The organism is Chitinophagales bacterium, from assembly GCA_020636495.1.
In the GTDB taxonomy this organism is placed as follows: Bacteria; Bacteroidota; Bacteroidia; order Chitinophagales; family Chitinophagaceae; genus UBA5543.
On the sequence record JACJXQ010000007.1, the window covers coordinates 1 to 2,168 of the forward strand.

Below are 2,168 nucleotides of genomic sequence, written 5' to 3' on the forward strand. Positions count from 1 at the left end.
TACAAATAAATAAAAAAATAAAAAAATAACTTTTTTTTGCAAAATACTTGTTTATTTAATTTCTTTTATTTAACTTTAATTTACCATTCAATGGTATTTATTAAATTCTATGACACAACTAATAAAAAAAATAAATTTATCTTATGAAAAAAAATTTACAAAAACACTCTCTGAGAGAATTTTTTGCGCAGCCAATTCGGAAAGTTCTGATGTATCTTAAAAATACTGTAAAATGTATTTCTGATTTATTTGTAATACTTTTCTCTACATTTCATTGTTTATGGAATGTAGATTCATTTAAAAAGACTACAGTCAAATTTATTAGTTACTGGCTACCACAGAACAGCACACGCAATGCGTGTATGCAATTACACTATGATCCGTTGGGTACATATCCGACGAGAAAACTTACCAATCCGAAATGGGTTGTGACACTTTTGTTGCTCGTTTGTTTTATGCAGGCGAATGCACAAACTTCAACTACTTTACCAGTTTCAGGATCTCAACATAGTGGAACAGCGGGTACTGTGTATTCTGTAGTTATTCCTGCGGGTGTCTGTTCTATAACAATAGAGTGTTATGGTGCTGGCGGCGGTGGTGGCGGTGGATGCTATTTTGATGCAGGGCCTGGCGGTGGCGGCGGCGGTTATGGCGCAGCAACGGTAAGTGTTACACCTGGAAAAACATATTATTTCAGATATGGAGCCGCCGGTGGTGGTGGTAACGATGGCGGTGCTGGTAGTGCAGGGGGGGATACATGGTTTGGGCCTAATTCTGATGGTTCAAGTCCTCTTGTAAAAGGTGCTGGTGGTGGTGGTGCTGGTGGCTGTTGCACAACTTGGTCCTGTTGTTGTGGTTCTGTAGGTGGCGGAGGTAGTGCTAATGTAGGAACCACTACCCGTAATGGTGGTAATGGTGGTCAGGCAGGACCAGATAATGGAGGTGCCGGAGGGGGAGGTGCAGGTCCTACAGCAAATGGTGGTACCGGTGGTAATAATGGAGGTGCCGGTGGTAGTGCTGGAGGAGGTTTGGCAGGAGCAGGTGGTAATGGGGGGACGACTCATGGAGCTGCCAACGGTCCTTCAGGTGCAACGCTTGGAGGTGGAGGCGGAGGCAATGCGGATGATTGTCATCTTTGTGGAACTACTCAAAATGGCGGAAATGGTGCTAATGGAGGTATTGTATTTACCTATACAACGGGTACTACTTCATCTTCGGGTACAGCACAAGCTACGCCTACTACTGGTGAATGGTACAATTATGCCTACAATAAAACGAATGTAAGCGGTGGTTTAATAAATTTAACCGGAATTAACTATGCAGGTTTTTATAAAACTACTGGCTTGGATGTAAATACCGAGAGCTCGTGGACGGCAAGTGGATCACCTTCTGATGCAACAGGATATGCTGGTACATGTGTGGGGATAGATTATCATACTGTAAGTTCTATACGCAAAGGTTTTCCTTGTTCTTATTACTATTTAAGCATTGGTGCTGCTGGCGGTACAGACGGACATGATGATGACGTTGAGTTGTATATAAATAATACAAAAGTATGGGCGCATTTAGGAGATTGTTGTGACAATCACCAAAATGTTTGGGCTGGTGTTTTAGGTGCTAATGACATAGTAGAGATAAGGCATGCAGAAGGTATTGGAGGTTCCAATCATTATTTGCGTTTTACTTCTTTTGATCCATTATCATCAATTTCACCTGCAACTACTACTTTATGTCCAGGTGGCACAGTGTCATTATCCAATCCTGTTCCGGCGATTACTACTACAGGTACTGTTACAAAAACTTCTATTGCAAATTATGATGTGTTTTCGTTTACAAATGGTTCAGGCACACTTACTGTTTCTGCGCCTGTTGTCGTAGATGCCTTATTGGTAGGCGGCGGCGGCGGCGGCGGCGATCGTCATGGTGGTGGTGGTGGTGGTGGTGGTGTGGTGTACACAACATCGCTTCTTGTTTACGGTCAGCAAAATATTACAGTTGGAGATGGTGGCTTAGGTGGAAATTATGAGGCTGGATATATATATAATTCAGTAACAGGAGGTGGTCAAAATGGTGGAAACTCAACTCTTACAAATAGTCTCAGTTCTACAATAATTACAGCTTATGGCGGTGGCGGTGGTAAAACCTATGAAGGTGGTTTAGTATCCAGT

General features: G+C 42.3%; 1 protein-coding gene. It reads left to right on the forward strand.

Annotated elements, in window-relative coordinates; genetic code table 11:
- Positions 1 to 362: 362 nt before the first annotated feature.
- The coding region (locus tag H6550_00065; GenBank protein ID MCB9044506.1) for a hypothetical protein at positions 363 to 2,168 on the forward strand (1,806 nt) is incomplete at its 3' end.